The organism is Microbulbifer mixtoriginis (SeqCode) (genome assembly GCF_052467515.1).
The window spans coordinates 68,807-95,794 of sequence record NZ_CP174314.1; the positions used below are offsets into that span (position 1 = coordinate 68,807).

Sequence of the window (26,988 nt, forward strand, 5' to 3'; positions counted from 1 at the left end):
GTATTATTATTTTTTCTATTCATTTTTTTCTTCAACAACCGGCTTGGCACTGAGCAGTTGAATTTCCCGTTTGAATTCTGAGAGCTCCTGGTGCTTGAAAACGGTATTAAAATTTTGGGCCAGAGAACTATCAAGGCGCTGTAGGCTGTCGGCTTGCTTCCAAGGGATGATATACAGCACTTTGGGCTGTTCCTGACTACCGATTACCGTGGATTCCAGTGTGGTAATTTCATCCGCACGGGCGGTGAAGCAGGCGCAAATTATGGACATTAGAATAATTAATTTATCTCGCATCAGAGTCTACGCTCCAGTTCCAATATCCAAGCGTCGAGTAATTTGTCTCCTTGTTCTCGACTGCTCTGGGCCAAACGGTATTGCTGTAATGCCTCTTCCGGCCTGTTTAGATAGAGGTCATAGAGAATACCCAGATTGCGGTGCGCATCGCTAAAGTCGGGCCAAAGGTTCAGCGCCTGCAGGTAGCACTGTTCGGCCTCTTCGAAACGGCCTGCGTCACGTAGTAGTGCAGCCAACTGATTCCAGGCAAATACATTACCGTCATTGACCTCAATCGCCTTGCGAAAGCTATTTTCCGCATGCTCGGCCTGTTCACTTTTCTGCTGTACTATCCCGAGGTTTAGCCAGGGGCCAGAGAGCTCTGGCCAGCGTTCAATGACCTGCTGTAGCTGCTGCACTGCGGTTGAGCTATCTCCGTTGTTAAAGCTCTCGTGTGCCTGAGCCATAGCGACGCTGGCCTCTTTGGGAACCCGCTTGGCATTCGCCAAATAGGGGTTTTCGGTAATTACATGCTCAATTGAGGCGTCCTTCTGTTGAGCATTTTTACCAAGTGGAAGGCTGCCACAGGCGCTGAGTGTCGCCAGAATCAGTAGTGTTGCTGTGAGGCGAAAAATACCACTGGGGCAATTGCGCAAATCAATGCAGTGCATGGCTCCACTCCAGGGTTGCTTCCGGTTTTTTGTAGCGTGCGGGTAACAGTTCGCCGAGTGAGGCAAAACTACGTTTGACCCAGTCGTCGTAAATTCCATCACTGGTGCGCTGAATATTGGCCTGATGCAGCTCTATCGCCTTTTCCTCGAAGGGGAAGGCCTGCTCTTCCAGTAGGATTTCGTACTGCTCCAACTCAAGGTCATTCAGGTTTTTGGGGCGTTGAGATTCCATCAGGTCATGGCTGAGCTGCCGATAAACTTCAGCTAAACGGAAATTGGCCTGGGTGGTGAACTCCGCAATTTCCAGCTCGAGAACCTTGCGATAATCGGCCACGGTGGTTTTCATCGCGCGCTTTTTATTGGCGAGACTGGTTTTTAGCGGCAAGTGCAATTTTAATGAAGCGAATTTTTCATAGCTCTGCTCTGCCAATGCGCTTTGGGAATAGGCGGACAGGTAGCGGCCCCGAGGGGATTTTTCTGAATTTTTTGCTAATTGCTGTAGCCAATAATTCTGTTTATTAGGTTGATTGGTTTGCGCGTACAGTTGCACTAACTGATATTGCGCTTCCAGACGTTGTTCAGCAGGCTTTGGCCAGAGCTTGTTGTAGTTACGGTAACTCTCAATGGCACCTTGATACTCACCTGCTTTTTGCAAGCTTTCCGCCGCGAGGAATAAGGATTGGCGACGTACTTCTCGGTCGGGATCATTTTGGGCAAGTTGCAGTAATTCGCCGGCTGCAGCGGCAGGCATTTTTAAGGCTTCAAAAATAACGACCGCCTTGGCGGCGAGGGTAGGTGCCAGCTGATGTGCAGGATAGAAACTCCGGAAGTCTGCGAGTTCAGCACTGGCACGCTGCCACTGCTGTAATTCCATCAGGTAATTGATCGCGTCATACTGGGCGGTGGCTGCAATTTCGCTGCGTCCACTCTCCCTGATTCGCAGCAGGTGGCGCAACGCCTCCTCACTGGGAATCTCTCTGCCATCCTCGGTGAGTGCTGGTTGCGCAAGTGCCAACTCTGCCTGCCTATAGATGGAAAGTTGAAGTTGCTTGCGTGTGTCCTCGCGCAAATGGCTATCCTTAGGCTGTATATTCAGCGCACGGGTATAGGCTTCTTCCGCAGCCATATAATCTTTCAATGAAAAGTGACTGTGAGCCAGGATCATCGCGATATTTAATTGCTGAGCTTTATACGCTGGTGGCTGCCACTTATCTGCAGCTTGTGCGGCGGCAATAGCCTCGGCAAAACGTGACTGTTGTAGCAGCTTATCTGCGGCAGATAGTTGTACTGGTAAGGCTCTTTTATCCTGCGGCCAGCTCTGGGCAAATTTAAGGCTGGCCTCAATGTTGCGATCCAGCCACAGGATTTTTTGCTCGGCATCCTGCCCCGGTGTTTCTTTATGCACTTGTGCCGAGCTAAGAATGGCTGCATAACCAGCCTCCGCACCATGCTTCTTGTCTTGATATTCCCAGGCTACCTGGCTGTATGCGCGCCAGGCTCCAGCGTAGTCGCCAGCCTGCTCGAGACATTCGGCCATCAGGAAAACCATTGGTGGAGTGCGGGGGTCCTGTGGAAAAGTCTGTGAAAACTGCCGGTAGAGTTCCGCTGCCGCTAGGTAAGCTTTGCGAGACTGAGCTTTGAGCTGCTGTTTTTGTTTACTTTTATTAGCCGGTGCCTTGGTCGCTAACTGAGCAAGTTCCTGCGCGCGCGCGTGGTCAAATTGGGCTAACTCCTCAAGCCAGGGGCGCAGTGACTGTGCCAGGGCTTCGCGCTGACTTGTCTCTGCCTGCTGCCAATACTCACTGCGAATACCATAGCGTTGTACAAATTCCCGCTTGGTTGGAAGCACCTCATCGTGTAAGCCGCCATTTTGCAGTGTTTCAATAGCTTGCAAATGTAATGATGGCGCTTCAGTGCTATTGGGGTAGTGCTTAACAAAAGTCAGATAGGTATCCGCGCTGTTGCGGAATAACTCTTTTTCTCGATACCAATTGCCCAGAGCGCTGTACAGCAGGTGCTGATAACCTCGTGGTTTGCCATCGGGATTAAAGGACTCGATAGCTTCGGCACCGCCCAGATAACTAAAATTCAGGGCCAGGCCACGAAGGCTATCCTCGCGCAGGCGCTTCTGGCCCAGAGGTAACTCTGCTTCGCTGGCACGCTGCTGCAGAATATCCAGAGACTCGAGAAATATCTCCGTGGAACGGCGGTAATCGCTGGATTTAAACTCTGACCAGGCGAGCATATAGCGGGCATTATCGGAAAATGGACTTTCGCCCTTCTCCAGCAATGCGCGGAAGTCCTGTGCCGCTGCCGAATATTCCTTGCGATTGAAAGCTGCTTCGCCTCGGCGGAATAAAACCTCCCCCATAAACGGTGACTCAGGTGCGCCCTGGGCGATGCGCTCCAGTGCTTGCAATGCGCCTGGCATTTCGCCATCCATAGCACGAGCTCGCGCCAGACGATAGAGAATATAGTCGTCTCGGGGGCTCTCTTTGGCGAGTGTCTGGTAGTGCTGCACCGCACTGGCAAAACCGACTGAAACTTCCGGGTTATCCGCCTGATGTTGCTCCAGTCGCTCCATTTCCAGATCGGCCAGGCGCAAACGAATCTGTGTGCGAATCTGCGGGTCTGGCTGGCTGGCCAGTGCTTGTTGATAGCTCTGCACGAGAGTGGCGAGATCAACCGATATCAACTCAGGGGGAGCTGATACAGGTTCTTCAGTGGAAGCAGCCGTGGCCGTGGGCAGATCTGCAAGTGTCAGTGCGGACTGATTGCTGCAGGCGGTACTGATACAGCAGATAGCGGCAGTGAGCAGGCGCAGGGAAAAGCTTCTGGAACCAAACCTATTCACTCTGCCCCCCTTCATTATCGGGCAATAGAGCTTCTGCGGTCTTTTCCTCAGTTATTTTCTCTACTGTGGCTTTGCCTTTTTCGTGAGTATTTTCGCCATCTTGCGTTTCCACCTGAGTATTTTTCTCAGGGTTTTTTGGCGGAGGCTGGCTGGCGGCCTCTAGCATGGAGGCATCCTGTAAGCGCGCGATAGCGAGGCGGGTGTGGGCCTGGTAACTGTGAATCCGCGACTGCTCTCGCTCCAGCTCAGCAATAATATCCCGGCGTAGGGCAGCCTCGACCTTTGAAGCCGTTTTGGCTATGGCTGCGCGTTGGCCGGATAATTGCGCCGCAGTGCTAGCCAGACGCTCTGTTAGCTGGGTCAATTGCGGTGCGCGGCCCACTTCTGCAGAGGTTTTACCTAGTTGCTTCTCACCATCGCGTAAGCTGGATTCGAGTAGTTGCAGAGTTTTGCGCTGTTGCCACAAGCGGTGATGATACTGTTCGCTGGCTTGCCATAATAAAATGCCACGGGCTTTAGCCAGGGTCTCGCCCTGGTAGTCGGACCCCTTACCGTTACTGCGCAGTAGTTGATAGCGTTGCTCAGCGCCCTGCAGTATCTCCAGCATCTCGAATATCTCACTGTTATTTCCACCCTCCCCGTTGCTGGTAGCTTCGAGCAGAGTCAGTGCGTCACGCTCCCCTTCTATTTGGGCCAGGGCATCGTTGAGATTGCGGTAGTGTTGCTTGGCGATTTGCAGTTGCTGGTCAAACTCTGCGCTCTGGTACTGCCCGATAATGCCGGAGCGCCTTTGGTGACGCTCTTCGATCAATGAATGCAATTGTGGAATTTTTTGTGACCAGTCATAGAGTACTCTATCCATCTGCTGCAGGTCGCGCAGCTCCGACAGGCGCAGTTGGAATTGATCGCTCTGTAAAATGGGTAAGAGAAAATGCTGGTTGTCCCGCAGTAAGGGTGCGGCTTGAGCCAGTTGTAGCCAGCCGTAGCGTTGTGACTGGCTAAATTGACTGGCGTCCGCCAGCGGTTCTGAAGACAGCTTCCGCTGTAAGTGCTGCAGCTGCTGCAATGTGCTCTCGAAATATGTGGCTGCATCACTATAGGCGCTTAGGGCTTTATTGCGTTCAGCCTGCTTTTCATAGGCATAGGGCAGGGCGACCCTGGCCTCCCGTGCGGCGGGACTGTGTTGGTGTTCTGCCAATAAAAAACGCAGGGCATCTACCCCCTCCTGGTATTGCTCGCTGTTGATCGAAGACCAAGCGAGCCCGAGCAGAGCTTTGGTTGCCCAGGGGGTGTGCAGGCGCACTTGGGAAAATTCAGCTTGGGCCTGGGAAAACTGCTCTGACAATGCCATAGCGTAGCCAGCGCCGATATGCGCTTTGTCCGCGAGTATCAGGATATCCTCTGAGGGTTCATCCTGCTCAGTCGCCAGTGTGCTTGCGAAGCGATATTCCTCGGCGGCGGCAACTAACTCTCCTCTTCGGGCTAAGGCTGCGCCTAGATTGATGTGTCCGAGTAGGCGCTCTGACAGCGGCAGATCGGCTCTTTTAAGGAATTCCTGGGCTGTGGAGATTTCTTCACTGCGCAAGGCCAGGTTAAGGGGGAGGGTAGAGGAATCTATGGCTCCAGACTTTTCCAGATTTTTTGCCGCTAAGGAAAAGTCACCCTGCAAATAGTTCAGCTCTGCCAGTTTCAGCCAGGCTGCCTGGTGCAGTTTGGAATCTGTATCTTGGTTGCCGGTTTGAAGCTGTAGTTCGAAAAGTTCGGCAGCGCGCCGATGCAGACCAAAACTGAGGCTGATTCCCCCTTCGATCAACGCAGCACTGTCGCGGTGAACTTTAATTGAATCACGTTGCTTGGCGACAAGAAGGGTGCTGAGGGAATCGAAATTATTGCCTTGAAAGTACTCATACAGGGTTGCCCCGTAGGACATATCCTGAGCTTGGCGATACTTTTTGTCTTCGGATTGCGTCTTTTCCTGAGGCGCTGTTTCTTCCGAGGTAACTTCGGTCTCGGTGCCATAAGTAGGTAAACTGGCACCTAGCAAAGCGACACTGAGGGATATTATGCGGGAGAGGGGCCGGTAGCTCATGGGTAATCAGGGCGTGGGCCATTGAATGAGTTCAAAGTCCGGCTGTTGTTTGCCGGTTTTATCTGAGATGCGCAATTCGATAACAACGGGCTCATCGGTCTTTTCCAACTCTAGAGTAGCGCCCCGCTTATACTCGCGTCCCTCTGGTCCAAGACCTGTAAAGAAAGCGGAAATGGTGTAGTTACCAGATTTCAGGTTGCCTTTGTGCAGGGGTTGGATACCACCGCGTACAAGGGCACTGCGTTGGTGATCGGTATACAGATGGCTGGCTGTGAGTTTATTGTCGATATGTAATTTCACAGCGTCCAACTGAAAATAGTGACCGACATCCACAGAAACATAAAAAGCCACTTGGCTTTGTGCCGGGTAGAGCAGGTCTTCCTCCAGGATTAATAAATCCCGGTTTAACTTAATAACATCACGCTTTAGATTTTCCAGCTTTTCAGCAGAAAAAGACTCTTGCTGAGCCTGAGACGCTGCGCCTGTGAAGAGGGCGAGTGAGAAAATAAACAACTGGAGAACGCGTCCCATGGAAGGCCTTTCGCTTGCTTTTGGCTTTATTGTGTAATGGGCGCAAATTATGTCAGGGGCGCAGCTATCTGGTGTGATCCCGTTGGCAAATTTTTTACGACGTTGTAACGATTATTGTGGATTTGCCAGTCCCTGACTGAAGAACAGACGTTTGTTACTGTCGATAACCACTGCTTCAAATTGGGGCAGGCGATCAATGAGTGCCAGTCCTTTTTTCTTACCCAGCACAAATACGCTGGTGGAAAGTGGATCGGTATCAAAACCCCTTGGGCCGATAATACTGACACTGATTAATTTATCGCTATCTCCAACAGCTGTGTCTGCGGGCTTTCCGGTATTTGGATTGAAAATATGATGTATACGCTCTTGCTGTTCATCGATAAAAAAGCGCTCGTAGTCACCGGAAGTTGAAATGGCAATGTCGCTCAGGGGGATTACTGCGGCACTTTTGCTTTTTTCTCGCGGGTGACGAATGCCTACCAGCCAAGGTTCACCGCGTTTATCGCCTAGCATACGTGCATCGCCACCGGCACTGACACTGGCACAGCAGATTTCAGCCTGTTCGAGAATCTGAATGGCTTTATCCACAGCATACCCCTTGGCAATTCCACCCAGGTCAATTTTTGTTTTGCTGTGACCAAAACGCAGGGTCTTGGACTTTTTATTCAAATGTAAGTGGCGGTAGTTCAGCGCCTCAATTAGAGAGTCAGTAAGGGCTGAGTCTGCCTGTTTTCTGTTGCGGAAATCATAGTGTTTGCCGAGAGTAGCGTAGCTGATATCAAAGGCTCCACCGGTCAGGTGGCTGAACCAGAGGGACTTATCCACCAGAGAAAGCAGCTCATCGGAAATATTGACTGCGGTTTTGCCTGCCTCCCGATTAACGAGGGATAGCTCGCTTTCTGGCTTGTAGGGTGACAACTGGTTATCTAAGCGATGGAATTCTGCCATTACCTTTTCGATCAGGTATTCAGCCTCACTGGCATTCTCGTGCCAGAGCTGAAGGCGGACTTCAGTGCCCATGATTGCACGCTCGGCATAGTGCCACTCGGCCAATACCGGTGCCGCACAGAGGGCGGCACCACCAAACAGGAGAGATCGAATAAAACGCAACATCTCAGTATCACATTATCTTATAGGGGCAAAAGCGGTCATGCTGTCCCTGAGGGTAACGCTACCGAGACCGTGGTTGGGAAAGATTTTTTCAAAGTTATCTTGTTCACCATGTAAAGCCAGGTAATTCATGACTACCGTTTCTACCAGTAGATTAACGTTGTTGGCGGCGGGACTTGAAGACGTTTCCACGTCCCCGGAGGAACGCATATAACCCAGCTGCTGATGCCTTGCCTGCTCGTCGACGCTGCCACCGAGTAATTGCGGACGCCCGGCGGGGTTGTATACCAGGAAGAAAGAAGCAGCGGTTTGCTGATTGTCTCCGGTCCACACACCCTTGCCACGACCTTCGACAGAGTCGTCGATCATTCCGTTGGAGAAAACCGAACCATCGCTGAAGACATAAATCATCAGTGGCTGGTTGCGACGTGCAGCATACTCCAGGCAGGCGCCAATACAGCGACCGGCACGCAGGTCGCGCATCTCGCCGGTGGCGCGGTCGCCAGTATGGTAGTCGTAGCCGCCCATGGTGATAGTGCCGGCACCGGCATAGCCATTCACCACTAGTTTCATCGTTGAAGCGGTTTTGCGGAATTCTCCATCCCCACTCAGTTCAGCACTGGTAAAAATACCGGAGGGACCGACAATATCCGGGTCGGCTTCGGGGTTTAGATCGGCGGGATTACCGAAGCGGTCCGCCAGGTCAGCGCTCTTCATATAACCGCAACGCACCATATCCTTGATAATCGCATCGGCTCCCACACGAGTGTTTACCTTACCCAGCTTGGCATCAGAAATACGGTACATGGATTCCATCACTGCAACCGTGTCTTCCTGGCTGAGCAGTCCCACCAGATCGCCCACATCCACGAGGCCGGTAACATCAGAAGGCCTGTCCACTTTGGTGGGGCGAACTTCAGGGTTGATCATTGCCGACGGAGCCATGGAGTTACCACCGGAATCACTGGAGCGAGAGCCGATCAGGGCCAGTAGGGAACCATTGGCCCCGGCCTTGTTGATTCCGTACATGGGGTTGTGAGGATTGTTGCCGGTATCGTTTTCCGAGCGTGCCGGGATCACCGCACCGTTGGTAGCGGTAGCAGTGCCGGAGCTCACTTTTTCCAAGATACCGCGCAACATGCCGCTGTCGCTATGGAAAGCAAGGCCCAGGTCGGTGTTAACAAATCCTTCTCCGGCTGAGGGGATCATATCGCCCGGCAGCCCCTGTTTGTTGTAGCCGGCCGTACCGAGAAAATCCATCTGGCCACCCTGTTTGCCTACCAATACATTGGAGCCAGCGATATTGGCTCCACCGGCGAGGTCGAAACAGATAAATGGGATTTTACCGGCGCCAAAAGCGCTAACATCACAGGGGCCGCCGTTACTCTTGCGCAGGTCTTCCAGGTCGGCAGACAGAGCTGCGTGGGCATTATGTGGGTTGGCAAACATACTGAATACAGAGCCACCTAATACTGTCGCCATACCCGCGCGGAAGCCCTGGGCGAGAAAATCACGACGGGTTACCGGGCGGTGGTGATCCGGGTGGCGTAGGGGCTGGTCCAGCTCAAAATGTTTTTTCTTGCTCATAGTTTTTTGCGGATTTTTTATCCGATGTGCCGGTAAATTATTTTTTAAATTTTTAGCAGATTGTTGAAAATTTTCTTTCGACAATCTTGTCTAGGCTGTGATTAATCTTCCCAGGTACGGTGTTTAAAACCGTACCTGGGCGGCAGCCCGTTTTTTTAATCAGTGAATCAGGATCATAGCGCTGCCCATGGCGGCGGCGCATACGGCTTTGACCGTGGTCTCGGTGCGATCTGCTTCACAACCATTGCCACAGGCAGTCATGGTGTTGATCAGGCTGTTTAATTCTGCTTCTACGGTGCCCAGGTCTGGTGCACTAGACAGCTGCGAGTGGCTGCCGTCATGCCAGTTCATTTCGTGGCCCAATAGGCTTTCCATTAATGGATCAATCACCAGTGCTCGTTTACTAGCGCTGTCAAAAGCTGTATTGGCAGGAGCATTAAAATCAAAACCTGGGAAATAACTTCCGCGCGCATTGGAATCCACCAGGGTGCTGCAGTATTTCACGGCAAGTTGGGTGATACCCATTTGTTGTGCAGCCAGGAATCCGCTGATATCACTGGAGACAGGTAGCTGGCGCTTCACGGCTTCCCAGGTTTCCATCACATCCGGGTGGGCGCTGGAAATGCCGGTGGCGCGAGAGAGGCTGGCGTTAATCTGCTCGAAGCGGCGCAGGCCAATACGCGGTTGGGCCTCCAGGTCTGCTGGCTCCGGTGGTGCGGCAGGTGTGGGCTCTACACGAGTAAAGCTAGCGTTGCCGATACGCTCGAAAGTAAGGAAAAATTCATCTTCCAGGGGGCCTTTATCGAGGGTAATGATAGTGCCAAGCCTCGACAGCTTCTGGCCTTGCAGGGGCACATAACTATCATCGATTTCGGCGGATAATTTAGCCCAAGACTGGCCCACTTCCGCTTCGCGACCATTAATACCGATACGCATGCCTTCGATAGCGATACCTTTCGGATCGACACTTTCATCCAGGCTGATAAAGGTAGGTTCACTGAACAGGTAGGCATAGTTGTCGAACTGCTGAACGGTAAACATTACGTAGCTTTCGGCAATGCCGGTGTGTTCTTCAACTTTAAACAGCAGGAAGTATTTTTCTCCGACACCTACTTCATAGTTGGTGGCAACATCATCGGCAGAGAGTGCGCGAGAGTGAATCGCCAGCATGCGGATAGAACCCTGCCAGCTATTTCCGTTACTTACTTCACTACCAACCGCTAGGGCAAAGGTGTCGTCCCAAGTGCTCAAAAGCCCCGCTTCGCTGGGGTCCATTTCCCCAGTATCTGCGCCGTTTACAAAGAGTTTACGGCCGTTGATCGGGTCAAAGGTCGCGACCACGTGCTGCAAACTCGCCTGTACCAGCTGGTCTGCATCATCAGTCATCAGAGCTGGCATTCCATCCGCATCGGTACTGTCACTGCGGTTCTGGAATATGTAGCTGTACTGCGCCTGGCCTAGGGTGAGGTTGCGAATATCGTCACCGCCGGAATAGGTAACCAAACGTGCGGGACCTTCCTGGGTGACATTGGCTGGTGCAGCCCAAACCTCAATAGAGTATTCGCCGGTGGCAGTGAGAGTTTCGTATAACTTACGGCTGGTTGCCGTAGCGCCCTGGGCTTTACCACCTTTAAGCTGCAAACCCCAGGACTCAATCCACTCCACATCGCCTGAAAGAGCCAAATCAATGGCTGGATTTACCCCGGAAGTGTCATAAGCCGTAGTGCCACTACCGGTTTTAAATTCATATAGGGCGATTGCATTATTTTCTATACGGCCACCACTGCTGGCGACAATACCATCGGTGAGAAGCAGAGCCTTACTAAGGATCCAATTCGGATTGACTTCAGTAGGGGCAATGCTGTCGGCAAAGGCTTGGATAGCCGCCGTCATTTCCGCTGCGTTGCTGGAGCAGTTATCCCAGCAATTGTGAAATTCACTACCCAGGCGTACAGAGAAGCGTGAATCCGCAGGGGTATCCAGGTTCATTTTGCTTTTCGCCGCCTCGTAGGCGAGATCCACATCAGAGCTAGCAAAGTAGGGTTTTTGTGTGAGCGCGGCATCTTCGCTGTGGCAACTGGCACAGTAGTTACGCAATACTGGGTAAACGGTAGTGCCGAAGTTACTACTGGAGACAGGGAAGCTCTTGCTCGCGCCCACATCGCGTTCAATTGGGGCAGTTAGTGTGACTGTATTACTGAGACCGCCGCTGGCTCGAGCCCATTCTTCAATATAATTGGTAATAATTTCAGCGCAGGCATCGTCGCTGGAGAGCCAACAGTTGTGCCCGCCGCCCACCTTGGTTACCAGGCGTGACTCTTCCGGGAGGCTTAGGTTTACCAGTTCACGACCTTCATCGTAAGCTGCATTAATATCGTCACCGCGTACGAAATGGGGGCTCTGCGCGCCCTCTACGTGGCAACTACCACAGCGATTCTGTTCGGCCAGGTTATCCCAGATATAGCGCTTGTACTGTTTGACATCTTCAGTTTCCGGTGCTGGGCCTGAATAGCTGGTGCCGTTATTGGATTGGTTCGTATTTGGCTGCTCTTCTGTATCTTTGCCACTGCCGCCACTACAGGCGGCAAGGAATGCTGCTGTACATAAAAGGGTAGATATTTGCAGGTTCTTAAAAATTTTCATTGTTATTAATCTCCCGCGCAATAAACCGCAGTATCGGCGTATACCTGCTTCAGTTTGTAACCGGAGCTGCTGAAGTTGTTAGTGATGGCTTCTATACGTGCACGATCATTGGCATCTTCAGGATCACGCAAACACACCTGGCGAAATACTTTAGTGACTTGGCAGCTGGCGAAAGCACGACTGTTGGCCAACTCCTCACCGAGAGACTTTGCCCCATTACCGCTACCGGATAGGGCACTATTCCATCCAAGATGCAGGTTGGGGCCCTCACGCCAATAGTTGTCCCAGCGATCGTCGGGAAGCTGGTATCCGTGGGGAAAGTTTGCCGCATTAATGTGGTTTTTAGCTTTCACGCGACTGCCGGTTTCCGGATCTGTATCTCCTGCACCGTTATAGTCGAGTGCCCCGTTGTTGCCCTCTGGGTCATTGTCTGCATCGTAGACATAATCGTAATAGGCGAAGGCTTGGGCCATAGGGTCCATACCGCTGTGACAGCTGACGCAGTTGTTTTGAAATACCCGGCTATCCCCCCCTGGACTGCGACTGACATCCTGGCGAATTCGATCCGGTGAACGTGTGCTGTCTTGCACCTGCTCCATATCCCGGCACATATGGTTGAGCATGGTAAAACGGAACATGGCGCGGTTGGTGCCAGCACTAAAAAAGGCCTTTGCTGCGGCACGACTGGTAATCACACCGGCAGTAGCATCGGCCGGAAGCCCATTAAGGGAAGACTGACTTTGTCTGGTGAGATTTTCTTTCAGGGAATAACCACCAGCTTCCAGAGCTTCGTAGTGATTATTGTTGCTGGTACTGTAACTTGGCAGCCCGGAGACATTTCCGGTATACAGAATATTTGCTGACAGTAATTGGCGAAAATCCATATCGTCCCGGACCATACCAATAACGGTTGCGCTGTAATCATTTAACGGCGCAAACACATCCTGTTCCTCGTTAGTCCAAGGTGTGGCCAGATTTTTCAGGGTCACATTGTAAAAGTCATCGTGTTGCATTGCCGTATAGGCAGCACTGGCAGGATCGCCATTGGCGATGTCCTCGGCCATATCCAGCAATACACTTTCAGAGGGAATTGTGCCGGTGATACGGCTGTGAATTTGCAGAGCCTGATCCTGAGGGGCCGCAAGGGCTGGGGCACTCCAAAGGCCGGCCCCGATTATTGCGCCTACCACTGTGAGCTGGATCACACGCGCTCGAGACGAATTATTTTTCATTGGTTTATTTTGTCGATGGGGTCAGTGGGGTATGTCAAGGCATACTAAAAGCGAATTTCAGGACTGTCAGAATGACTTTTAATATTTGCGTCCCAGTTGGCAAACTTTTTGTGCGCAACTTGCGAGAATTACCCTCGGCGGCAAAAACCGCACACAGAAATAATGAAGGGCCTTCTGCAAATATTACCGGCATGTTGCTGGTGCCTATGCTGGGTAGAAAAAATAATGAAATCTTTGCGTGCAGTGCCACTACTACTGTTGGTGGCTGCTTGTAGTGGTGGTGGCGGTTCCTCTAGTAGTGGGGAGCAGGCGGAAGATCCTGTAGTGGTGGATTACCCTATTGCCTTCGTGCGTCGCCAGCTTAATAAGGATGATGAAGGAGCCCTAGAGCAAGATAACCAATACCAGCCCCAGGATTTTTTCCCCGGTGCTGAACTGATTCTGAAAGATCGTGCTACAGCAAGTGCTGCAGAGACAGTAATTACCGCAGAAATTTTTACCGGTGATTACGATGTTAAAGATCTCAATACCTCCGCAGATGGACAGCGTTTGGTATTTGCCATGCGCGCACCAGAATTAGAAAATGTTGATGACGATGAACAGCCTACCTGGAATATTTGGTTATATGATCTTGAAACCAAAGAGCTGAAAAGAGTCATACAGTCCGATCTGATTGCAGAGGAAGGGCAGGATGTTGCCCCGGCATTTTTGCCAGATGGGCGTATTGTATTTTCCTCTAGTCGCCAGCGTCGTGCCCGCGCTTTGTTATTGGATGATAATAAGCCACAGTTTTCTGCCCTGACAGATGATCAGGATGAGCCCGCTTTTGTTTTACATGTGATGGAGGCGGATGGCAGTGATATTCGTCAGATCTCTTTCAATCAGAGCCACGATCTCAATCCCACAGTACTGAATAATGGACGTATCCTGTTTAATCGTTGGGATAATGCCGCCGGTGTAGACCGCTTAAGCCTATATACCATTAAACCGGATGGTAGTGACTTATCTTTTCATTATGGTTATCACAGCCAAGAGACCGGCACTGAAAATTCACTAGCCACTTTCTCCAGGCCGCGTGAAATGCCTGATGGCCGTTTACTGGTCAACCTACGTTCGCCTTCGGGAGTAAGTTATGGCGGCGATCTGGTGGCTATTGATGGAATAAATTACAGCGAAGCCTATAGTGAAGCCGGCGGTGAGGGGGATCTGGTTGGTCAGGCCTCTATCGCCTTTGCTGAGGTCACAACTGATGGAACCCTCTCTCCCCATGGCACATTCTCCACAGCTTGGCCTTTCTACGATGGTACCAGCAGGTTGTTGGTATCTTGGAGTGAATGCCGCATTGTGGAGGAAGAGACGGAACTGCTACGTCCCTGCCCAGAAAATTTAGGGGAAGAAGAGGAACCGGTATTAGCTGATCCTCTTTACGGCCTGTGGATTTATGACTACGTGGCCGGTACTCAACTACCCATTATCGTCGCGGAAGAGGGTGAAATGATTTCCGAGGGGGTGACACTGGAGCCCCGCACGGAGCCGGCTTATATTCCCGACCCAATTCCTGGAATAGACGTAGATGGCGATCTAGTGCAGGAATCTGTGGGCATTTTGGATATCCGTAGTGTCTACGATTTTGATGGTGAGGATATAGCGGGAATAGAAACTCTCGCTGATCCTGCTATGACTACTGCCGATGAGCGTCCCGCACGTTTTCTCCGTATTGTAAAAGCTGTAGCGATCCCAGATGACGACACCCTGGACTTTGACGGTTCGGCTTTTGGTCGCAATCGCAGTCAGGGTATGCGTGAAATCCTGGGCTATACGCCTATTCAACCGGATGGTTCGGTACGGGTCAAAATACCTGCCGATACTCCCTTTGCAATTTCAGTGATAGATGCCGAGGGTAAGAGAATTTTTGAACAACACAATAACTGGTTACAGTTACGACCCGGTGAGGTACGCAGCTGTGTGGGCTGCCATACCAGTGAGAGTGAAGTGGTTCATGGTCGCGTTGATATGGAGCTGGAATCTGCCTGGAGTGGGGCTCCTACTTCAGCGGCGCCATTTATAAATACCGAGCCTGCATTACTGGCGGAAATGGGTGAAACCATGGCGCAGTTATTGGCTCGGATTGTTGGAGAAGCTGGATTAAAAGGTGATATACACTTTTCTGATGTCTGGACCGATCCAGCAGTTCGCGTTAAAGACACTGATATTTCTCTGGCTTACGCTGATTTATTGACTGAAATCCCCGCTCCATTAGCCTGCCTGGATAATTGGGGGAGCAATTGCCGCAGTGTTATTCATTACGAGCAGCACATTCAGCCAATCTGGGATCTGCCACGTCAAGTTGTGGATAATGCCGGTACGGTAATTAGTGATAATACCTGCACTGCTTGTCATTCGCCGGTAGATGCCGCTGGTGCTACACGAGTTCCCGCCGCGCAGCTGGATCTGACCGCAAGCGCGTCTTCTGTGAACGATGCTTGGTTTACCTCCTATGCTGAACTACTAGTTGATAGCCCGATATTGGATCTTGTCGGTGGAATTTTAACTCCACGGCTGAGGCAGGAGACGGATAATCAGGGCAACCCGGTATTTGAAACCGATGAAGATGGTAACTTGATTCTCGATGCCAATGGAAATCCTATACCGGTGATGATCGTTGTAACTACTTCTTCTGTCATGGCTGAAACTGCTGCAGAAAGTGCTTTTTTTCCTATCTTTTCGACCGGTGGTGCGCATACGGGACTCTTAAATCCGGCTGAACTACGTTTAATTGCAGAGTGGCTGGATATCGGCGCTCAGTACTATAACGATCCTTTTGCGGCACCGGCTGACTGATCCATGTCTATTTTAAAGAATTATCTTTTTATTTTCCTGCTGTTCGGAGTCAACTTCCTTTCTTCCTTTGTATTTGCAGAGGAAGTTGGCGAAACACAATCGATCGAGAGTCTGAGAGTCGGTGAATCTTCGGGAGATGTCTCTGAGGGATTCCTCACGGTAGAGGAAAAATCAGAAGCGGTAATTCCCACTGCGATCAATGTGGTGAGCAAGATACCGGATGACGCAGAGCAAGTTACCGTTGGTAACGCATTTATCAATATGTATCGAGGCCCTGGCCGCGGTTATCCGATTTTTCATGTGGCTGAATATGGTGAAAAAATTTGGCTGCTTAAACGCCGCACCGATTGGGTAAAGGTATTGGCTGCGCACAATAAGACTGGCTGGGTACGAGTTGCGGATTTGCAAAACATTTATGGTGAGGAGGGTGAGCTGGTGCGGGTTTCCCTTCCCGATTTTAGAAATGTGCAGGCGGGTTTCTTTTATCTGGGCTTATCCTATGGCGATTTTGCCGGAGCTAATTCCTTGGCGACAAGAATCGGTTACCAATTTACCTCTAATTTAGCTACCGAATTGCGTGCTACTCAGGCTGTTGGTGAATTTTCAGATAGCCAGGTTTATCAAATGGCAATACTGCATCAGCCGTTCCCGCGTTGGCGATTATCCCCCTATTTTCTACTTGGTGCTGGTCTAAATATCACATCACCTAACGCAACCATTATTGCTACGGAAGATCGTCAGGACACAGTAATGCTGGCAGGCATAGGCATAAAAACGTATCTATCGCGCCGCTTTGCCATAAAAGCGGAATACACAAACCACTACCTGCTCACCTCGCGGGAAAATAATCAGGAGATAGTCGAGTGGAAACTTGGTTTCGACGTATATCTGTAGGCACTGCAACCCTATCCGCGCTGTTTAGTGCTCAGGCCTGTGTCGCCCAGCAAGGTGAAGACGTTATTGCAGATATTGTCGTCTCAGACTTGGAGCGCCGAGAGGTACGTGATGCACTGATCGACAGTGAAAATATTGAATTGGGCATCTTTGCCGGAGTCATCAATGTAGAAGACTTTGGATCTAATGCCCTCTATGGCACCTCTGTTTCCTACCATATTACTGAAGATATCTTTATGGAAGGCACCTATGCGCAAACTGAGTTGGGTGAATCCAGCTTTGAGCGTTTAAGTGGTGCTGCTCCTCTGTTGACCGATGAGCAACGGGAACTCAGCTATTACAATTTCTCTCTGGGTTGGAATATTTTTCAAGGAGAGTACTTCATTTCAGATGATTGGGCATTCAATACAGATTTTTATCTGGTGAGTGGTGCCGGCAATACCTCTTTTGCAGATGAAGAGCATTTTACCTACAACTTTGGTGCTGGAGTGCGCTTGTTGGCCAATGATTGGTTGGCATTACGCTTTGATGTACGTGATCACGTATTTGAACATGAATTATTTGGGGAGGCACAATCCACTCATAATTTGTCAACCCAATTAGGTTTTACTGTATTTTTCTAGTTTTTTAAAAGAATAGTCAATAAGGATTTTTAATATGTTACGACTCGTTGCTGCTTTTATATTACTAATATCGTCGATAGGTATTAGTGCCGCAGAACCCTCCCGAGATTTTACGCTGGCTTCTAACCAAGGCGCGAACCTGCGCCTGGCGGAGCAGCGCGGTGAAGTAATTATGCTAAATTTCTGGGCTTCCTGGTGTGGGCCATGCCGCCAGGAAATGCCTTTATTAGATCAGTTGCACGAGCGTTATTCCGCTGCTGGATTCCAGGTTTGGGGCGTAAACGTAGATGCACATCGATCTGATGCAGAGAAATTACTGGGAAAAATACCGGTGGACTTCCCCATCTTATTCGATAGCACCAGTGAGGTGAGCAAAATGTACGGTATTGATGCTATGCCGAGTACTGTTTTTATCGACAGAGATGGCAATGTTCGCCATATCCATAAAGGCTATCGCGATGGCGATGAGGCAGCTTATAAGAAAATCATTAAGGAATTAATCCGGGAGTAATAGAATGTTGCGCTACTTGTTGCCGCTGTTGGCGGTATCGCTATTCAGTGGCTGCACAGTAACGCCCTGGGTGGCTCCTTATGAGCGTCAATATCTGGCGGACCCGATTATGGGTTTTGAGAGAGATCCAGTCGCCGCCAGTTATATGAACCATGTTTATGAAGCCCGCGAAGCGGCCAGGGGAGCCGAAGGTGGTAGTGGAGGCGGATGTGGTTGTAACTAAGTTGTTACGTTATTTCTTTACAGTAGGGTTATTTTTGCCTACTTACGCTTTTGCTGCCGTGTTACCTGAGGAGCGAGCTGATAATCTGTACCATGCCTATAGTGGTGGAGGGGTGACCATTGATGGCCCTTCAGTGTTAATTCGTAAGAATATCGGCAACAATGTTTCCTTTTCCGCAAATTACTATGTAGATATGATTTCCGGGGCCTCTATTGATGTTGAGGCAACTGCAAGTGAATATACTGAACGGCGCGATCAGTACTCTCTCGGGGTGGATTATTTGGTGGATAAAACCACCATCAATTTAGGCTATACCAATAGCTCGGAGAGTGATTATGAAGCCCAAACAGTTGGCTTTGGCATTAGTCAAGGATTCTTTGGCGACCTAAGTACTATTGATCTTCGTGTCAGCTATGGTAGTGATGAAGTTTTTCGCAATGATGATGAGTATTTTTCTGATGAAGCTCAACACCGTCGCTATGGGGTGAGCTGGAATCAGATTCTTACACAAAAATTAATTGCTGAATTAAGCATAGAGACGGTTACCGATGAAGGTTATCTGAATAATCCTTATAGGACTGTACGTTTTCTTGATCCAACAGTTCCGCAGGGATTTAGTTATCAACCTGAGGACTATCCAAGGACCAGGAATAGTGATGCGGTAGCTATTAGATTAAAATATCGATTACCTTACCGTGCATCAATAAAAGGTGAGTATCGCCGCTATGCGGATAGCTGGGGAATAACGGCGGATAATATCGAGTTTCGTTACACTCACCCGCTAGAAGAGCAGGATGAATGGATCCTTGAAGGTAAGATACGCTATTACCAGCAAACCAGTGCCGATTTTTATAGCGACTTGTTTCCCTATTCGAAAGCTACCAGTTTTCGAGCACGTGACAAAGAGTTGAGTAACTATACCACGCTAGCACTTGGTATAGGTGTATCTTATGAATTGCCACAACGCTGGTCCCTGCTTAATCGCAGGAATACTATAAACCTATATTGGGATCATATCCTGTTTGACTACGAGGATTTCCTCGATGTTACGGTGCATGGTGATAGTACGGCTATTACTCCGGGAAGTGAACCTGCCTATAGTTTCTCTGCGAATGTTATTCGTCTCTTCTGGACTGTGCGCATTTGATATTTTAAAACCCCCTCAATGGGAGAGTATGCTCCCCCATTGAGGATAGTGGTTGAATTTGGAAGAAAAGAGCCAATTACTGATCATCGGCTCGATGAATATCGTAATCCTTTATTACTGTGGCAATCCGTATCCGGTAGTGATCAAAGAAACTGACTCTACCCAATTTCTGAGCTTCCCGATGTTGGCTCTGGCACTTCCAGGATTGTACGGCTTGCTCGTCCCGCCAAAAAGAAAGTGAGAGAAAGTTGTCTGGGTTGTGGAGGCTCTGGAATCTCTCCACCGAGATAAATCCATCTATATTTTTGAGATACTTTCTCAGTTCCCGGGCCTTGGAAAAGTAGACTTCTTTGCTGTCATTTTTAGGTTTAACTTCAAAAATTACCGCGATCACCAGTTTATCCTCCCCTCAAGCGTATATAAGTAGATGGAACTGCTGTGAGGAATGAGCGCTTTTCCTCCAGGATAAATTTTTGATTTTGAGCAAATAGAAAATTGTCATGGCCACCTTCCGATGATTTCAGTCGTATTCTATATTTCTCATAGCTCGCCAGACTATCGAAACTAATCAGGCCAAATGCACGGTTATTGGTGCCTTCATAGGGTAGAAAATAGCCTATTAGCTCTCCTCCACATTCAGGGATAATTTTACCCCAGTTCTCCGCATACTGTCTAAATTCATAGAGCTGATAGGGATTAATACGATACTCGATAAAACAGGTGATCGTCATAGGTTTTGCCTCTGTTTGAAATTCATTGCATTCTATGACACTAATTTTTTTATGCTTCGATCTACAACGAACTATCTGGTGTGTCTATGGAGCCTGATATATCTCTGGTGGCGGGTTTGATTGGTGATAAGACTCGCTCGAAAATGCTAATGGCACTGATGGGTGGCAAAGCCCTGACGGCAACTGAGTTGGCCTGTGAAGCTGATATCAGTGCTCAGACAGCGAGTACGCATTTATCCAAACTCACCGAAGGGGGTTTACTGGTGGTGCGTAAACAAGGGCGTCATAAGTATTTTCAATTGCGCGATTATGAGGTAGCAGAGTTACTAGAGAAACTACTTAATATCGGTAGTACTCCGATGCAAGGAAGTATTGATACTGGTCCTAAAGACCCCGATGTTAGGAAAGCTCGAATTTGTTACGATCACCTGGCAGGAAGTCTCGGCGTAGCCCTATACGACTCTCTAGTGGCAGAAAGTGTCATCATCGAAGAGTTTCAGAGTACGAAATTGACTGAAAACGGCAAGAAATTTTTCCGTAATCTAGGTGTTGATATTGGTGGATTGAAAAACACTCGGCGTCCATTATGCAAGTCTTGTCTAGACTGGAGTGAGAGACGCAATCATCTGGCTGGCACCCTGGGTCAATGGATATTAGAGGATGCATTTCGAAAAAAATGGGCACGAAGGAGGGTGGATTCTCGTGTGATCGATTTCTCGAGCCTTGGGCTTAAGAAATTCCTGCATAACTATCGAATATCATTTGATTGTTGAATCTTGGTGCAGGCGGTAAGTGGGTATATTAACCGCCTGTTAAATTATAAATTTAATGCTATTTTGAATGGCGGCTCTTTAAGATCTTGTTTCATATATTGTTGGAGCTCAATTTCTATTGGTGATGACCTCTAGCGAATATATAAGTTAATTTACCTTATAGGTTATTCCTATGAATAGAAGAGTACCCAAAAAAATCGCTTTTATTGGTTCCAGTTCTATCTATGGTCGAGGTGATACCGAGTTGGGCGGTTTCGTGCAAAGGATTCGTTTCCGCTTCGAACCTTTGAATCCCAAAAACCTAGTCTACGCCCTGGGAATATTTGGTGAAAATGTTGTATCGCTCACTCAGCGGGTATCATTGGAACTTTCTGTGAGAAGGCCACATTTAATAGGGCTTTACCCAGGTTTTAATGATATTTGTCGCACTGGTGGGGCAGAAGCACAGAATACGGTAACTCTAGATTTTTTTCGTCAAGCGATTTTAGAGCTACTGCAAGCATCTAATTCGATTGCCCCCAGCTTTGTAATGACGGGTATTCCTTTCGATGAGCAGAGAACAACGCCTTATCGTGACAGTGATAGTTATTTCTTTCGTAAAGATGCACAGCTTTATAGTCAGGTGGTGAGAGAAGTTGCCTTTAGTGAGGGAGTCCCTGTGCTGGATTTTGAAAGTTTATGGTGCGCACTTGAGATTATTCCACTGCTTTCTGAGGATGGTCTCCATGCTAACCCCGCTGGGCATCAGTTACTTTGTGAGCAAACCTGGGATTTTATTTCGAGAAATTATTTATAGAGCGTCTACTTTGATTAGATATGCGTTGAGGTTCTTTCAACGGTTTATATCTGATCGATATTTTTAATTTTTGTTGCGAAATTTCCATTGTCGCCTAAGAATGTTGAAGAAATTTGATAAAAGGAAGTATGAGGTGGATAGATGGGAAACAATAAAGTCACCAGTAATTTAGAATCGTTGAAAGCTCTATCTGAGGCAGCGCGGTGTGCTGAGGAGTATATTTCTGGTATTCGAGAACAAAGAGTCAGCCCATCATCTTTGGAGTTGGCTGAGTTGGAAAGATTAAACTCCTCCCTGCCTAACAAGGGACAGGATGCTCAGCAAGTGATTGCAGATCTCCATCATTACGCCTCCCCCGCCACTGTGGCGAGTACCGGTGGTCGCTTTTTTGGTTTGGTGGTTGGAGGTTCCACACCTGCGGCAATGGGGGCCTCTATTTTGAATGCGGCCTGGGACCAGGTAGCGGTACTCGAATCATCGGCACCATCGGCCATTTACTTGGAGCGAATAGCCGCCCAGTGGCTGCTGCAATTATTAGAGTTACCAGAAGAAAGTAGTGTTGGATTTACCACTGGTTCCTCTATGGCAAACATGGTGTGTTTGGCTGCAGCGCGCAACCGTCAATATGAGAGAATGGATATTGATTTGGCGAGAACGGGGCTCGCCGGAGCCCCACCGCTGAGGATTGTCGTCTCTGCAGAATCACATGTCACAGTGCATAAAGCCCTTTCGATTCTCGGTATTGGCAAGAATCAATTGGTGGAGGCTCCTTGTGACAATCAGGGCCGTGTGCGGGTGGACACTTTTCCCGAGCTGGATGAAACCACCATCGTGTGCTTGCAGGCAGGTAACGTGAACTCTGGTCATTTCGACCCCTTTAAAGAAATTATCCCGATGGCCAGGGCGGCTGGGGCCTGGGTACATGTAGATGGTGCCTTTGGCTTGTGGGCGGCGGCATCACCCAAACAGCGGCACCTGACTGCGGGAGTGGCGTTAGCGGACTCCTGGGCGGTGGATGGGCACAAATGGCTAAATACACCCTACGACTGTGGTGTTGCTATCTGTAGTGAAGCCCAGATGGTACATCGTGTTATGACTACTCAGGCGCCATATTTACAGGCTGGGGTTCAGGTGCCACCGAAGGATATGGTTCCCGAATTTTCCCGCCGTGCCCGAGGTGTTGAGGTCTGGGCGGCAATTCAGGAGATGGGCAGCGAGGGGGTGGCCGCTCTGGTGGAGCGGTGCTGTGGATTTGCCCGTCAGTTTGCTGATGGACTGGCCAAATTAGGCTTTGAAATTCTCAATGAGGTAGTGCTGAATCAGGTAGTGGCCAGTATCAATGATGAATCCGCTTTGCAGCAGATTGTGCGTATAGTGCAGGAGGAGGGTGTGTGCTGGTTTGGTACTACTGTGTGGCAGGGTAGAGTGGCGTTACGTCTCAGTGTCTCGTCCTGGGCAACTTCGGCAGAGGATATTGCTTTGTCACTGGATTCTATTCGTCGAGCAATGGAACAGGTGCTTGAGGCCAAGTGATTCTAATTCCCGCTTGGAGAGATCAACTTTTGGGCGTTGCCACTCTGTGCGGTGGCAATACTGACTAAGCGTTGTGCTCGTTTTCCCTAGAGGATTCAGAACTCCACTGCTGAATGCAGTCTATCCTTCTGGTTGGCCCATGAATTTTAAAGTGGGCTGAACTGAGAACATTGGCGCATGGAGCAGATGAGCGATTACCCAAGAGCACTGGAAATCACCTTCGATTCGGTGCGCAATGTTGGCTTGGCTGCAGCCTTGCTGGGGGCCGCAGCGGTGATTATTCAGGCTCCCTCTCTTGCATTTAATCTCAATTGGTTGGCCTATACCGAAGCGGCACTGCTGGCTGGCTTATCTGCAGTATTGCAGTTATTAAATCTTGGCGCCTGGTTTCTGTCTATGCGTCGTCTGGGCTATAACCGGTTTTGGCTTACCTTGGCCGGCGGCCTATTTATGATTTTATTGATGCACTTTTATGTGGCTGTTGCTTCGACCAGTCTTAAAGGGCTGACTTTCACTTCGATGAATTGATGCTTTATCAGATCACACCGATTTTATAGACAAGCAGCACGGGCCAGGGAGACCCTGTCGTGAGTATGACATTTTGGATTGTTTTAATACTTTTACTGATTTTTGTCTGGTTACTGGGGATCGCTTTTTTTAGCCCAAATCTGAACCGTAATGAATTGTCCAATTTTTCCTACAACCAGTTGGCTTTTGCCGATGGTTTCTCGGTGAATTATCGGGAAGTTGGCAGGGAGGGGCGTCCGTTGCTGTTGTGCTTTCACGGTGGTGGTGATTCCTTAGGGGGTTGGGGAGAGTGGGCAAAAGTTTTGGCTAGGGATTACCACCTGATATTGGTGGATCTCCCTGGCCATGGGCTCACAGATCCCTTGCCGGGGGGCACCTATACCCCCAAACACCTGGCGGATTTTATTGGGCGCTTCATTGAGGCAATGGGCTTAGAAAAGTTTGTGTTGGTTGGCCATTCCTTTGGAGGCAACGCAGTATTGCGATACCTGATTGAACATCCCGATGCTGCAGAGGCTGCCATCTTGATTGCACCGGGTGGTTACCAATGTGGCAAGGGGTTGGAAATGCCTCCAGCTATGGCACGATTTGTACTTAGTCACTGGGGGCGACGCTTTGTCTCTCATCTGGGTAGCCGTGGGTTGCTTAGAAGAATGTTAAAAGCACGGTTTTTCTACAACCCAGCGGCGCTGCCTGAAAAAATGGTGGAACGTATCTACCTCCTCTCCCGTTATAAAAAAAACCGGGGAACAGTTCTTAATTTGGTGGCTAATGCCACTGTAAATTTTCAACCACTTAACGGTCTTGAAAATATCAAGACTCCCACTCTGTTTATTTGGGGTGCGGATGACCACATTATTCCCTTGGAGGTGGGTCGCTACTTTTCAGGTAAAATATCTGGCAGTCAATTGATAACTTATGAAAATATTGGACATATGGTTCATGTTGAAAATGCAAAAGTCAGTGCCGATGATGCAATTAAATTTATCAAAAAATCGTAGGTATTTTTATAAGTTAAAGCCAACTAAAAAGTTCGGTGAATGCCTGATCCTTCGAATATAAATTTCCTTCAGTGCTTGCGGTTAATATTAAGGTGAGAAGTTTCCTTTTTTAGTTGAAGTCAAGTCTTTATAAAAGTAAATGAATAAAAAATAATATTTTCGTTAATTATGCAGCTCTCAGCGTGATCAGATAATTGCTTGTTAGGCTGCTACAAAATATATGTCATGCTTCACAGAATGACAAAAATGCCCCTCTATAATTCGCCCCAATTTATTAAAAATTACAACTTGTTACTTGGGGCTAAAATGAATGATTCCTTCAAGCTAATAACGGCTATCTGTTTATCCGTTCTGTTGACTGCCTGCGGGGGCGGCGGAGGTGGTTCTGATAGCGAGAAAGATAATAATCCTGGGGCTATTGATAATAATGGCGGTGGCACCCCTGATCCTGATCCTGATCCTGATCCTGATCCTGATCCTGATCCTGATCCTGATCCTGATCCTGATCCCGATCCCGATCCCGATCCCGATCCCGATCCCGATCCCGATCCCGATCCCGATCCCGATCCCGATCCCGATACCATTAGTGGTGGTGAAGGTAGCGTTAGCGAGGATAATGAGACCTCTACCTCTGGTAAGTTGATTGACAGTGTTGATGCCGAGCAAACTTTTGAAAAGCTTACTGAATGGGGAAAGTACGGTCTGCTTGATGTTTCTCTTGATGGTACCTGGAGCTATACCCTGGATGCGGGTCTGGCCGACCCCCTGAGCGCAGATGAATTGGTAATTGATGAATTTATGATTGGTGTCGGAACAGGTGATGACATCACATTAATTACTATCCAGGTGACAGGTGCGGATGATGCTTACACTTTTAGCCCTGAAACCCCTCTAGCTACTTTGCTCGTGGGGAGCGGCGAAGATGCCAAGGGTACTTTGACCATCATAGATGTTGACGGCAATACCCCAGGGTTTAATGAGAGTATTATTGCTGGGAATTATGGTGATTTTAGGATTACCAATGTTGGTAATTGGGAATATATCCTTAATGACAAAGTACACAGTCTTAATGCTGGGGATGCGGACACTGATACCATCACTTTCACATTAACTGATGGTGCGGAACAATCCGTTGTTTTTTCTGTTGTTACAGTTGACCCTAGTGGCAATGGATCCTTTGAGTTCTCAGTGGAGCAGAAACGTGTAATGCTGGATACCCACAATGAATATCGTGAGAGATGTGCTAAAGGTGAGGCCGGTGAGGGGGATAATGCCCCCAAAAGCGCCGGTAATATGCAGACTCTTTTCTGGGATAATGCCTTGGCTAAAGTGGCGAAAGAAAGAGCATCAGCTTGTTACTTTGGTCACTTAAATGGAGCTGCTGGTATTCGAGAGGCTTTTGAGAAAGTTAAAGACGAAGTTTCTTTCGTTCTTCCTGTTGGTAATATTGCAATTGGAGAAAATGTTTCAATTTACATATCTAATCCACCAGCGTCGCAATATGATGCTGACCATTGGGGCGGATCAGTTAAATCCTGGTATGCTGAAAGCCACGCTTATGACTGGGATGCGATGCGATGTCACGATGACACCTGCGGGCATTGGGCCCAAGTATGTCATGGGGAAACTCGCTATGTAGGCTGTGCTGTGGCAGAGTGCGATAGTGTTATAGGCTCCAATAACCCTGCGTATAATGACGGCGCACATGTTTTAGTCTGTAATTATTTCCCTGCGTTGAATCAGGCTGAGATACCTTTCACTGATAACTATGGTTTTGATACTTGTAGAACCTGTATTAATTATGATATCCCTTTCTGTGTTGACAATATGTGTACCGGTGGAAAATCCACAAACTGGAATGCCTCGAAAAAGAAAGATAAGTATGTTGATCAATGTACCGACGGCTTAGGTAGGGATATAGTACCCTGTACTTTTGGTAACCATCCACCGCCCGCTCAAGTTACAGGGTTTAAATATACAGTTTCTGATAGGCAGGTAAAATTATCCTGGAATGAAACCATCAAAAATGGCGGCGTACTTCACTATAAGATCTTTCGTGGTGAGGAACTAATAGATAAAACTCGTCAATTATTCTATAGGGATTCTGATGTGGAGCAGGGTGTTAATTATCGATATAAAATTATAGCGGTAGACCATGCTGGTCAAGAAGGCTTGCCCGTTTATTTAGATGTACGTACTAATTCAAATTAGTAAAGAATAAAAAATATGCTTTGAGAGCGGGGGAGGAGCCAGGATATGGTGGATTTCAAGCTCTCAATGCATGGTTGCTTGTAAGTTATACTGGACGAATATTATTTTTATATTTTAATAGTTCAATACTGAATAAAGACTTTATTAAAAGTTTTACAGGGTAAAAGTTACTTTGTTGCAGGGTAT

The 26,988-nt window shown here is 48.8% G+C and carries 23 protein-coding genes; 12 read left to right on the forward strand and 11 right to left on the reverse strand.

All coding sequences use genetic code 11. The features are described from left to right. Positions 1 to 15 precede the first annotated feature (15 nt). From ACJJIT_RS00325 to ACJJIT_RS00365, 9 genes are all read right to left on the reverse strand, one after another. Positions 16 to 294: a hypothetical protein gene (locus tag ACJJIT_RS00325; protein ID WP_444899592.1), complete on the reverse strand. Its 279-nt coding sequence runs from the start codon at positions 292 to 294 to the stop codon at positions 16 to 18. After that, positions 294 to 944, reverse strand: a complete 651-nt coding sequence (locus ACJJIT_RS00330) for a tetratricopeptide repeat protein (RefSeq protein WP_252083684.1) — start codon at positions 942 to 944, stop codon at positions 294 to 296. The genes ACJJIT_RS00325 and ACJJIT_RS00330 overlap by 1 nt, the downstream gene beginning before the upstream one ends. After that, complete coding sequence (locus ACJJIT_RS00335; RefSeq protein ID WP_444899593.1) at positions 931 to 3,798, reverse strand: tetratricopeptide repeat protein; 2,868 nt, start codon at positions 3,796 to 3,798, stop codon at positions 931 to 933. Before ACJJIT_RS00335 ends, ACJJIT_RS00330 begins: the two co-directional genes overlap by 14 nt. After that, entirely contained in the window at positions 3,791 to 5,887 is a 2,097-nt protein-coding gene (locus tag ACJJIT_RS00340) for a hypothetical protein (RefSeq protein WP_444899594.1), read from the reverse strand. The genes ACJJIT_RS00335 and ACJJIT_RS00340 overlap by 8 nt, the downstream gene beginning before the upstream one ends. 6 nt (positions 5,888 to 5,893) lie before the next feature. After that, positions 5,894 to 6,418 (reverse strand): AraC family transcriptional regulator, encoded by a 525-nt coding sequence (locus ACJJIT_RS00345; protein ID WP_444899595.1) that lies wholly within the window; start codon positions 6,416 to 6,418, stop codon positions 5,894 to 5,896. 111 nt (positions 6,419 to 6,529) lie between these two features. Then, the gene (locus ACJJIT_RS00350; protein WP_444899596.1) at positions 6,530 to 7,531 is read right to left on the reverse strand and encodes an FAD:protein FMN transferase; all 1,002 of its coding nucleotides are present in this window, start codon (positions 7,529 to 7,531) and stop codon (positions 6,530 to 6,532) included. A gap of 12 nt (positions 7,532 to 7,543) precedes the next feature. Beyond that, positions 7,544 to 9,115 carry a hypothetical protein gene (locus ACJJIT_RS00355; RefSeq protein ID WP_444899597.1) on the reverse strand — a complete coding sequence of 524 codons (1,572 nt, stop codon included), beginning with the start codon at positions 9,113 to 9,115 and terminating at the stop codon, positions 7,544 to 7,546. A 159-nt stretch (positions 9,116 to 9,274) separates the two neighbouring features. Further along, the gene (locus ACJJIT_RS00360) at positions 9,275 to 11,758 is read right to left on the reverse strand and encodes a LamG domain-containing protein (RefSeq protein WP_444899598.1); all 2,484 of its coding nucleotides are present in this window, start codon (positions 11,756 to 11,758) and stop codon (positions 9,275 to 9,277) included. 5 nt (positions 11,759 to 11,763) lie between these two features. Further along, positions 11,764 to 12,990 carry a hypothetical protein gene (locus ACJJIT_RS00365; protein WP_252083677.1) on the reverse strand — a complete coding sequence of 409 codons (1,227 nt, stop codon included), beginning with the start codon at positions 12,988 to 12,990 and terminating at the stop codon, positions 11,764 to 11,766. A gap of 225 nt (positions 12,991 to 13,215) precedes the next feature. Between ACJJIT_RS00365 and ACJJIT_RS00370 the strand changes: the two genes are divergently transcribed. Genes ACJJIT_RS00370 through ACJJIT_RS00395 form a run of 6 tightly spaced genes read left to right on the forward strand, consistent with a single transcriptional unit; the run spans position 13,216 to position 19,229 of the window. Continuing rightward, positions 13,216 to 15,831: an HzsA-related protein gene (locus tag ACJJIT_RS00370; RefSeq protein ID WP_444889156.1), complete on the forward strand. Its 2,616-nt coding sequence runs from the start codon at positions 13,216 to 13,218 to the stop codon at positions 15,829 to 15,831. Positions 15,832 to 15,834: 3 nt separating this feature from the next. After that, complete coding sequence (locus tag ACJJIT_RS00375) at positions 15,835 to 16,725, forward strand: SH3 domain-containing protein (RefSeq protein ID WP_444889157.1); 891 nt, start codon at positions 15,835 to 15,837, stop codon at positions 16,723 to 16,725. Further along, complete coding sequence (locus tag ACJJIT_RS00380) at positions 16,695 to 17,348, forward strand: outer membrane beta-barrel domain-containing protein (protein WP_252083674.1); 654 nt, start codon at positions 16,695 to 16,697, stop codon at positions 17,346 to 17,348. Before ACJJIT_RS00375 ends, ACJJIT_RS00380 begins: the two co-directional genes overlap by 31 nt. A gap of 34 nt (positions 17,349 to 17,382) precedes the next feature. Continuing rightward, positions 17,383 to 17,859 carry a TlpA family protein disulfide reductase gene (locus tag ACJJIT_RS00385; protein ID WP_444883052.1) on the forward strand — a complete coding sequence of 159 codons (477 nt, stop codon included), beginning with the start codon at positions 17,383 to 17,385 and terminating at the stop codon, positions 17,857 to 17,859. A gap of 4 nt (positions 17,860 to 17,863) precedes the next feature. After that, positions 17,864 to 18,082 (forward strand): DUF4266 domain-containing protein, encoded by a 219-nt coding sequence (locus ACJJIT_RS00390; protein WP_020414172.1) that lies wholly within the window; start codon positions 17,864 to 17,866, stop codon positions 18,080 to 18,082. Next, positions 18,069 to 19,229, forward strand: coding sequence for a DUF3570 domain-containing protein (locus tag ACJJIT_RS00395; RefSeq protein WP_444899599.1), 1,161 nt, complete (start codon positions 18,069 to 18,071; stop codon positions 19,227 to 19,229). The genes ACJJIT_RS00390 and ACJJIT_RS00395 overlap by 14 nt, the downstream gene beginning before the upstream one ends. A 76-nt stretch (positions 19,230 to 19,305) precedes the next feature. Here the strand turns inward: ACJJIT_RS00395 and ACJJIT_RS00400 are convergent, their stop codons facing one another. Continuing rightward, positions 19,306 to 19,623: an antibiotic biosynthesis monooxygenase family protein gene (locus tag ACJJIT_RS00400; protein ID WP_444899600.1), complete on the reverse strand. Its 318-nt coding sequence runs from the start codon at positions 19,621 to 19,623 to the stop codon at positions 19,306 to 19,308. 4 nt (positions 19,624 to 19,627) lie between these two features. Continuing rightward, the gene (locus ACJJIT_RS00405) at positions 19,628 to 19,960 is read right to left on the reverse strand and encodes an NIPSNAP family protein (RefSeq protein ID WP_444899601.1); all 333 of its coding nucleotides are present in this window, start codon (positions 19,958 to 19,960) and stop codon (positions 19,628 to 19,630) included. 86 nt (positions 19,961 to 20,046) lie between these two features. Between ACJJIT_RS00405 and ACJJIT_RS00410 the strand changes: the two genes are divergently transcribed. The 6 genes from ACJJIT_RS00410 (at position 20,047) to ACJJIT_RS00435 (ending at position 26,802) form a co-directional block, all read left to right on the forward strand. Then, positions 20,047 to 20,733: an ArsR/SmtB family transcription factor gene (locus ACJJIT_RS00410; RefSeq protein ID WP_252083669.1), complete on the forward strand. Its 687-nt coding sequence runs from the start codon at positions 20,047 to 20,049 to the stop codon at positions 20,731 to 20,733. A gap of 172 nt (positions 20,734 to 20,905) precedes the next feature. Next, positions 20,906 to 21,529 carry a GDSL-type esterase/lipase family protein gene (locus tag ACJJIT_RS00415; RefSeq protein WP_444899602.1) on the forward strand — a complete coding sequence of 208 codons (624 nt, stop codon included), beginning with the start codon at positions 20,906 to 20,908 and terminating at the stop codon, positions 21,527 to 21,529. Positions 21,530 to 21,670: 141 nt separating this feature from the next. Then, entirely contained in the window at positions 21,671 to 23,062 is a 1,392-nt protein-coding gene (locus ACJJIT_RS00420; protein WP_444899603.1) for a pyridoxal phosphate-dependent decarboxylase family protein, read from the forward strand. Positions 23,063 to 23,239: 177 nt separating this feature from the next. After that, entirely contained in the window at positions 23,240 to 23,590 is a 351-nt protein-coding gene (locus ACJJIT_RS00425; protein WP_444889164.1) for a hypothetical protein, read from the forward strand. 65 nt (positions 23,591 to 23,655) lie between these two features. Continuing rightward, positions 23,656 to 24,591: an alpha/beta fold hydrolase gene (locus tag ACJJIT_RS00430; RefSeq protein WP_444900880.1), complete on the forward strand. Its 936-nt coding sequence runs from the start codon at positions 23,656 to 23,658 to the stop codon at positions 24,589 to 24,591. 246 nt (positions 24,592 to 24,837) lie between these two features. After that, positions 24,838 to 26,802: a VCBS domain-containing protein gene (locus tag ACJJIT_RS00435; protein WP_444899604.1), complete on the forward strand. Its 1,965-nt coding sequence runs from the start codon at positions 24,838 to 24,840 to the stop codon at positions 26,800 to 26,802. The last annotated feature ends 186 nt before the right edge of the window (positions 26,803 to 26,988 follow it).